The organism is Micromonospora sp. KC213 (assembly GCF_004348325.1).
Classification (GTDB): domain Bacteria; phylum Actinomycetota; class Actinomycetes; order Mycobacteriales; family Micromonosporaceae; genus Micromonospora.
This window is the reverse complement of the sequence record NZ_SMKF01000231.1, coordinates 1-7,493: the sequence shown is the minus strand read 5'-3', so window position 1 is coordinate 7,493 and position 7,493 is coordinate 1. Positions and strand designations below refer to the sequence as shown.

Annotated in this window: 9 protein-coding genes and 2 pseudogenes; 8 read left to right on the top strand and 3 right to left on the bottom strand. The window is 74.9% G+C overall.

What is annotated here, in order from left to right; translation table 11 throughout:
• The 3 genes and pseudogenes from E1166_RS28130 to E1166_RS28120 form a co-directional block, all read right to left on the bottom strand.
• Window positions 1-776: pseudogene (locus E1166_RS28130) on the bottom strand (hypothetical protein); the annotation flags it as partial.
• 49 nt (window positions 777-825) lie between these two features.
• Window positions 826-1,188 carry a hypothetical protein gene (locus tag E1166_RS28125; RefSeq protein WP_088976442.1) on the bottom strand — a complete coding sequence of 121 codons (363 nt, stop codon included), beginning with the start codon at window positions 1,186-1,188 and terminating at the stop codon, window positions 826-828.
• Window positions 1,189-1,200: 12 nt separating this feature from the next.
• Window positions 1,201-1,515: a hypothetical protein gene (locus E1166_RS28120; protein WP_132342914.1), complete on the bottom strand. Its 315-nt coding sequence runs from the start codon at window positions 1,513-1,515 to the stop codon at window positions 1,201-1,203.
• A gap of 354 nt (window positions 1,516-1,869) precedes the next feature.
• Between E1166_RS28120 and folP the strand changes: the two genes are divergently transcribed.
• The 8 genes and pseudogenes from folP to E1166_RS28080 all read left to right on the top strand — a co-directional run.
• Window positions 1,870-2,772 (top strand): dihydropteroate synthase, encoded by a 903-nt coding sequence (gene folP, locus E1166_RS28115; RefSeq protein ID WP_207914591.1) that lies wholly within the window; start codon window positions 1,870-1,872, stop codon window positions 2,770-2,772.
• A complete protein-coding gene (gene folB, locus E1166_RS28110) occupies window positions 2,769-3,128 on the top strand; it encodes a dihydroneopterin aldolase (protein WP_132342912.1) in 360 nt (119 codons plus the stop codon). The genes folP and folB overlap by 4 nt, the downstream gene beginning before the upstream one ends.
• Window positions 3,125-3,652 (top strand): 2-amino-4-hydroxy-6-hydroxymethyldihydropteridine diphosphokinase, encoded by a 528-nt coding sequence (gene folK / locus E1166_RS28105; protein ID WP_132342911.1) that lies wholly within the window; start codon window positions 3,125-3,127, stop codon window positions 3,650-3,652. The genes folB and folK overlap by 4 nt, the downstream gene beginning before the upstream one ends.
• A complete protein-coding gene (locus tag E1166_RS28100) occupies window positions 3,649-4,185 on the top strand; it encodes a DUF3180 domain-containing protein (protein ID WP_132264696.1) in 537 nt (178 codons plus the stop codon). The genes folK and E1166_RS28100 overlap by 4 nt, the downstream gene beginning before the upstream one ends.
• A 99-nt stretch (window positions 4,186-4,284) precedes the next feature.
• Window positions 4,285-5,493 (top strand): ABC transporter permease, encoded by a 1,209-nt coding sequence (locus E1166_RS28095; protein WP_132342910.1) that lies wholly within the window; start codon window positions 4,285-4,287, stop codon window positions 5,491-5,493.
• A gap of 61 nt (window positions 5,494-5,554) precedes the next feature.
• Window positions 5,555-5,860: a hypothetical protein gene (locus tag E1166_RS28090; protein ID WP_132342909.1), complete on the top strand. Its 306-nt coding sequence runs from the start codon at window positions 5,555-5,557 to the stop codon at window positions 5,858-5,860.
• A 62-nt stretch (window positions 5,861-5,922) separates the two neighbouring features.
• Window positions 5,923-6,423, top strand: a complete 501-nt coding sequence (locus E1166_RS28085; protein WP_132342908.1) for a hypothetical protein — start codon at window positions 5,923-5,925, stop codon at window positions 6,421-6,423.
• Window positions 6,424-6,498: 75 nt separating this feature from the next.
• A pseudogene (locus E1166_RS28080) lies at window positions 6,499-7,493 on the top strand (hypothetical protein); the annotation flags it as partial.

Here is a 7,493-nt window from a genome sequence, read left to right as displayed (position 1 = left end):
GCCGGTGGGACGGGCTCGGGTCGTGCCCTTTCGGCGGGCGGTCGCGCCGTGCGTTCGGTTGCCTGACGGCGGGCTCGTTCGGTGGCCTCGCGGCGGATCCGTTCGGCGGCCTCCCGGGCGGTGAGCGGTTCGCCGACGGGTGCGGTGGACATCCGTCGGGGTGCGCGCTGCGGCGGGGTCTCCACCGGACGGTCGGCCGGCGACGCGAGCCCGGTCGTCGGCCGGACCGCCGGGAGTCGGTCGCCCGGCTGCTGCGGCACCCGGGTACGGCCCGGCCGGCCGGCGAGGGGAGCCGCCTCGATCGCGGGCGGCTCGGCTCGGACGACGGGCGCGGCCGGTTCGGCCTCCACCTGGCGCGCGGCCGGCTCGGCCACCGGCGGTGCGGCCGGCTCGGCTCCGACCAGGGGCGCCGGCGGGACCGGTGGCGGCGGGGTGACCGGCGGGTGCTCGCGACCGGCGGTGCGCGGCGGCAGGGCGGCCGGCCGGGTCGCCGGGCCGGCGCCTCCGAAGAGGTCGAGGAAGGGGGAGTCGATGTCGGTGCCGTCCCCGGCCAGCATCGGCGTCGCCGGTTCAACCGGCGGGCTGCTCCGGCCGCCGGTCGGGCGGGGTGCCTGGAAGACGCCGACACCGCTGGTGCGGGAGCCGGGGACGAGGGCGGGGTCGTATGCCTCCTCGTCGGGCAGCTCCTGCTGGGGGTAGTCGAGTGACCTCGCACGGTTACCGTGCGGGGCGTCGTGGCGTCCGGCCGGGTAACCCGGCGTGGAAGAGCGACTCATGCGACCGCCTCACCCGCGTGGTTCGACTGCCCGATCGGTGTGCGCCCGGTCATGCCAGCTCCTCCCGGATCCTGATCCGGCTGCCGACCAGACGGGGGTCGCGTTGTTCGGCGGCCGGCTCCCTGGTGCGTCGCCAGTCGGTCAGGGCCGTGCGGATGACCATCCGCGCCGGCCGGTCCGGGTCGACGTACCGGAAGATGAACGAGGTGGTCACGATCGCGAGGGCGATCTCCCAGGCGGGGAAGAGTTCGACCTGCAACGTGAACAGCCAGTGGATGAACATGTAGAGGGGCACGAGCAGCATGAACAGGCCGTACTGGGCGTACGGCAGGTGGACGGGAAGGGTGTAGCCGGGCGGTCCGAGGTAGACCAGTCGGGCCCGGTAGATGTCGTCGTCGGTGCGCAGCCGCATTTCTGCCCGCGCCTATTCGAAGATCAGGTCGATCAGGTAGTCGCCCACGAAGAAGAGTGTGGCCGCGCCGGCGATGAATGCCAGGCCGACGATCGCGATGGCGGAACTCGTCAACACCTTGGAGATCTCGCCCCGGCTGGCCCGGCCGATGAAGATGACGCCGAGCACCGCGAGCAGGATCGGCGCGATCTTGCTGGCGAAGAAGGTGACGACACCGCTGGTGTCGATGCCTTTGGGGGCAGGCTCGGCGAGCGGGGCCGACGCCAGGGTGTGCAGCGCCTGCGCGACGCCGGACGACGCCGTCTCGATGAGCTCGAAGGCGATCACTGGAACCTCCCCATAACGCGGCCGGCGGTGCCGCGGCGGTGCGGTGGGCAAGCCTGGCGGGAACTGCTCACTGTGCGCAGCGTTCGCAGCGCTGCGTTCGGTGTCCACCACGGAGAGTGGTGAGCTTTGGGGGGATTCTTCCCGCTTCGGCCCTCCCTCCAGGCTTCGCCGTCTCGATGCTGGGCAATTCCACAGCGTACGGGCCGCCCCCCTTTGCGACAACCCGCGAAGAGTGGACCCGAAACGGCGCGGACGACCGATCGTACACCTGTTCCAATAACCACGTCAGCCTCCACTTCTGCGCCGCCGTCGGGGCCCGCCGGACCGCCCCCGCCCGCCCGGTACTGTCGGGTCGTGACCGATCTGGTACCGGGCGGGGCCCCGGTGGTGATGGGCGTCCTCAACGTCACGCCCGACTCCTTCTCCGACGGCGGTCTCTACGCCGACCTCGACGCCGCCGTCGCACACGGAGTGCGACTGCGGGCGGAGGGGGCGCGGCTGGTCGACGTCGGCGGCGAGTCCACCCGCCCGGGCGCCGACCGGGTCGACGCCACGGTGGAGACGGCCCGGGTGGTCCCGGTCGTCCGCGCGCTGGCCGCCGCGGGCGTCACGGTCAGCATCGACACCAGCCGCGCCTCGGTGGCCGAGGCCGCGCTCGCCGCCGGGGCGTCCGTGGTCAACGACGTCTCCGGCGGCCTGGCCGACCCGAACATGGCCCGGGTGGTCCGCGACGCCGGCTGCCCCTGGGTGCTCATGCACTGGCGCGGCCACTCCCGTGACATGCGGGACCTGGCCACCTACACCGACGTGGTCGCCGAGGTCCGGGCCGAACTGGGCCGGCGGATCGACGCCGCGCTCGCCGCCGGGGTCACGGCCGACCGGATCATCGTCGACCCGGGTCTCGGCTTCGCCAAGACCGCCGCGCACAACTGGGAACTCAGTGCCCGCCTGCCCGAACTGGTCGACCTGGGTTTCCCGCTGCTGTTCGGGGCGAGCCGCAAGTCGTACCTGGGCCGGCTGCTCGCCGACCCGGCCGGCACCCCCCGTCCCACCGCCGGCCGGGAGGTGGCCACCGCCGCGACCAGTGTGCTCGCCGTCGCCGCCGGTGCCTGGGGGGTACGCGTGCACGATGTGCGGGGCACGGTCGACGCGCTCGCCGTCTGGGCGGCCACCGGCCGTCCCCGGCTGGTCACCGGAGCCTGGACCGGACCCGCCGACGCGGTCCCGACCGCTGGCCGCGACGGGGCGGTCCGATGACCGACCGGATCGAACTGTCCGGGCTGCGGGCCCGCGGCCGGCACGGCGTGTACGACTTCGAACGCGCCCAGGGGCAGGACTTCGTCGTCGACGCCGTGCTCGAACTCGACCTCGCCCCGGCCGCGCGCTCCGACCAGGTGAGCGACACCGTGCACTACGGCGAACTGGCCGAGCGACTGGTCGCCGTGGTCACCGGCGAGCCGGTCAACCTGATCGAGACCCTCGCCGACCGGCTGCTCGCGGTCTGCCTCGCCGAGCCCCGGGTGGCCGCCGCCACCGTCACCGTGCACAAGCCGGAGGCGCCGATCCCGCACACCTTCGCCGACGTCGCGGTCACCATGCGGCGGACCCGGTGACCCGGGCGGTGCTGTCGATCGGCAGCAACCTCGGCGACCGCCCCGCCCACCTGCGTACCGCCCTGGCCACGCTCGGCGACAGCGTACGGGTGGTCTCCGGGGTGTACGAGAGCCCGCCGTGGGGGGACGCGGACCAGCCCGCGTACCTGAACGCCGCGGTGCTGGCCGTGGACCCGGCGGCGACCGCCGGGGACTGGCTGGCGCGGGCCCGGGCCGCCGAGGAGGCGGCCGGCCGGTTTCGCGACCCGCGCCGCCGGTTCGGCCCGCGCACCCTGGACGTCGACGTCGTCGCCGTCTGGGACGACACCGGCCGACCGGTGCTCAGCGACGACCCGGAACTGACCCTGCCACACCCCCGCGCCCACCTGCGGGCCTTCGTGCTCCGCCCGTGGATCGACATCGAACCCCACGGCCGGTTGCCCGGGCACGGCTGGCTCACCGACCTGCTCAACGCCGAGCCGCTGGCCGGTGACGCCCTGGAACTGCGCCCCTGCCCGGATCTGCCGTTAGAGTCGGACCCATGACCCAGGCGCAGACCCCGCGTGGGGGCGACCCGGACCGCTTCCGGATGGGGCCCACCCGGATCTCCACCCTGGTGGTGGCCGCACTCGCCGCAGCGGCCGTCGCCTGGCTGCTGATCAGCGCCTTCTACGGCAACCTCGGTTCGGGCCTGCCCTGGCTGCCGGTGGTCACCCTGGCCGCCCTCGCGGTGCTGGAGGCGTACGCCGCGGCCAACACCCGCAGCCGCATCGAACGCCGGCCCGGACGGGAACCGGTCAACCCGCTGCTGGTCGCCCGGTTCGTGGTGCTGGCCAAGGCCTCCGCGCTGGCCGGAGCCATCTTCGCCGGCTTCTACGCGGGCCTCACCGGCTGGCTTTTCATCGAGGACACCCGGGCCGCCGTCAACGACCGGCCCGCCGCCGGTGCCGGCCTGCTCGCCGCGCTCGCCCTGGTCGCCGCGGCGCTCTGGTTGGAACGCGCCTGCCGGGTGCCCGAGCAGGAGGACGACGAGGACCGGGAACCCGGCAACCGGCAGAGCCGGCCGCCCCGGCGGTGAACGGAGGGTTACGCACGGCCCGGCACGCAGGTACCGTCCCTGGCGACCGGAGAGCAGGCCGCCGTCAACGGCGACGGCCGGCAGGGGGAGGCGCGCGGGATGGCGTACGACGAGCCGGGTCGGGTTTTCCCGACGGAGCTGCCGGGCCTGTCCGCCGCCGCGGACCTCGGTGATCCCGGGCACGGTGAGTCGGGCCGGGACCGGATCGGCGTACACCTGATCTGGGAGGCGCTGCTCCTGGTCGGACTCGTCGCGCTCGTCGTGCTGCTCGCGCGGGCCGACGTCGACGCGGTGCGCGGGGAGCGGCTGCGCGTCCTCCTCGTCGACGTGGTCGCCCTCGGCCTGCTCGCCCTCGCCGTCGGGCTGAGCCTGCGGACCGCGGCGGTGAACCTGGCCGTCGGCCCGGTCGCGGTGGCCGCCGCGCTGCACCTCGCCGAGCAGGGCGACCGGGGGCTGCGGGAGGCGCTGGTGCCGGCCCTGGCGGTCGCCGTGCTGGGCGGACTCGTCCTGGCCCTCGCGGTCACGGTGCTGCACGTGCCGGGCTGGGCGGCCAGCCTCGCGGCGGCGGCCGCGGTGGTGGTCTGGATCGAACGCCGCACCGCGCCGGTGTCCGTGCAGGGCGACCACGACGTACGCCGGGTCGCGTTCCACCTCTTCGCCGGCTTCGCGGCCGTCGCCGTACTGGGGGGGCTCTTCGCCGCGATCCGGGCGGTCCGCCGGACGGTCGGCCGGTTCCGGGCGGTGGGCGACCCGGCCCGCCGTCGGGGGGTGGCGGCGGCCCTGGTGACCGCGACCGCGTTGGTCGCCTCCACCGTGCTCGCCCTGCTGGCCGGGGTGCTGCTCGCCGCCAACGGGACGGGGCCGGTCGCACCGGAGCCGGGGCTGGACCGGACGGTGCTGGCCGTCGGGATGGCGCTGCTCGGCGGCACCAGCGCGTACGGCCGGCGCGGCGGGATTTTCGGCACCCTGCTCGCGGTGAGCCTGGTCGCCGTGGTCCTCGCTCTGGCGACCACGGAGGGCCAGCCGTTGAACCGGTGGACCGTCGGTGCGGCGGCACTGGCCGTCGGGCTGATGGTGACCCGGCTGGTCGAGACGTTCGGCCGACCCCGCCCGACGGCAGGTGAGGCGGCCGAACCGGTGCCGGCCGGCGACGGCACGATCAGCTCCGGATGGTCGTTGACCCGCCCGGGCCGGACCGACTCGTGGACGCCGGCGCTGCCGACCCCGACGACGGAGACGCCGCGCGACCCGTGGGACGCCCCGCACTGGGAGACCGGGCCGAATCGGTGGGACGACCGCGACCGGTAGCCGGGTCCGCTCGGCCGCATCCGGCGGGCCGGGTGTGATCTCGCCGGTTAGGCTCGCGGGCATGACCGAGACTCCTTCCACCGGCACCGGCCGCGACTTCGACGAGCTCGACGCGCTCTCCACGGAGGAACTGCGGGAACAGGCGTTCGCGCTGGCCCGGGAGCGGCGCGACGTGGGTTTCTTCTGGTCGGTGCTGCGACACCTGCCGGACGCGGACGAGGCAGCCGCCCTGGACGGGGCGCCCAACTCGGTCGGGCCGACCATCGACGAGGCGGTCGCGCTGTGGCGGGAACTGACCGGGCACGGCTACCAGGAGTCGGCACCGCTGCTGCGCGCCGCGTTCATCGACTACCTGATGAAGCACTGACCGGTCGTGTCGGCGGCTGGCGGAGGTTTGCCCGCCGGGGTGGCCCGGGAACTTCCGGCCGCATGGCCGTCACCAACCAGCCCCGCGCCGCCGCCGGTTACGGCACCGCCGCCGGAACCGGCACCGTCGCCGCGCTGATCCTCGTCGGGGTGTGCGGCAGCCCCTGGTACGTCGCCTGGGCCGAGGCCAACACCGACCCTTCCTCAGCCGGCGGTTGGTTCCTGCGCCTGCTGGCCTGGCCGGCCTGGCGGCTGACGGCCGTCGAACCGGGGCAGGGCGTGCTCGCCACCGACCTGCGGGCCATTTTGCTGGTGGTCTTCGCGGTGGTTTTCCTGTACCTGCTGCCCACCTCGCAGGTGGCCCGGGTGCAGGGATCGCTCAACCAGTTCTTCTCCGGTTGGGCGGCGTACGTCCTCGCCGGCGCGGTGGGGACCCTGCTGGCGGCGCTGCTGACCTCCGGTGGAACGCTGCTCGCCGACTTCCAGACCACGCAGACGGGTGCCGCGTACGGCTTCTTCGCCGGCTGGGTCGTCGGCCTGGCCAGCCTCGGTGGTCGGGCCTGATCGTCGGTCATTCGACGCGGATCCGCGGTCGCGGGCCGTTCCCACTCCGGACATCTGTCGGTAGGCTCCGAAGCCATGCCCGCCCCGGCCCTCAGCGACAAGCGCCGTCCCCAGCTGCTGACCGTGCTGTTCTGGATCGGGGTGGCGATCGCGCCGGTCGCGGCACTGATCCTGCTGGTCGCCGACGGTAACGGCCCACTGCGGTTCGCCGCCGTGCTGGCCATCATGGCGGTGGTCCTGATCGGCCTGTCGATCGCATTGCGCGGCGACGCGGGCGGCCCGGCGCCGGATCTCCTCGACGAGTTGGAGCAGTTGCGCCGGGAACTGCGTTCCGAGATCGTCGCCGCCGCCCAGCGCGGCAACCAGGCGCTGGACCAGGCGCAGCGGGTGGAGAACCAGGTCATCGCGTTGCGCGGACGTCTCGACGCCATCGCGGCGGGGGCCGCCGGGCGGACCGGGGTGGAGGAGCCGGCCGGGCCGGGCCGGGCGCGGGTACCGGTGCCGGAGACCCATCACGACCCGCAGGACGGGCGACGCCACGCGGTGGAGGAGCCCGCGACCTGGCACCGGTCGGCGGTCGACCGCGACGACGAGCCGGTCGGCGGCCGGTACGGCACCGAGCATGCCGGCACCGGCCAGGCGGGCGGGTACGGCGTCGTCCCGGGCCAGAACGGCGCCGTCGGTGGACCTGATCAGGGCCGAACCGACCGGTCCGCCGCCACGGCGTCCGCCGGGGTGTACGGAATGGCCCGCCCGGTGCCGGAGCCGCCGGGCCGTCCGGTGCTTCGGCACACCGAGACGGTGCACGTGACGACCCGGCACACGGTGGTCGACGGCGCCGACCCGGGGGTGGCCGGCGGGTACCCGGGCAGGTGGTCGACCGGCGCGGAGGAGTCGTCGTGGCACGCCGCGGAACCGGATGGTTCCCGGGCCGCCCAGCGTGACGATCGGGGCGGCTGGTCCGCCCGGCGCGACGAGCGGCCGTGGGCGGGTGGTCAGGCCGAGGAACGGCCGTGGGACGGCGGCCAGCCGGCGGAACGGTCCTGGGGCGGGCGGGCCGAGGCCCGGAC

Coding starts and splice junctions, on each gene's coding strand:
- E1166_RS28125 (WP_088976442.1), bottom strand. CDS start 1,188: ATGCGGCTGCGCACCGACGACGACATCTACCGGGCCCGACTGGTCTAC.
- folB (WP_132342912.1), top strand. CDS start 2,769: ATGACCGACCGGATCGAACTGTCCGGGCTGCGGGCCCGCGGCCGGCAC.
- E1166_RS28100 (WP_132264696.1), top strand. CDS start 3,649: ATGACCCAGGCGCAGACCCCGCGTGGGGGCGACCCGGACCGCTTCCGG.
- E1166_RS28095 (WP_132342910.1), top strand. CDS start 4,285: ATGGCGTACGACGAGCCGGGTCGGGTTTTCCCGACGGAGCTGCCGGGC.
- E1166_RS28090 (WP_132342909.1), top strand. CDS start 5,555: ATGACCGAGACTCCTTCCACCGGCACCGGCCGCGACTTCGACGAGCTC.
- E1166_RS28085 (WP_132342908.1), top strand. CDS start 5,923: ATGGCCGTCACCAACCAGCCCCGCGCCGCCGCCGGTTACGGCACCGCC.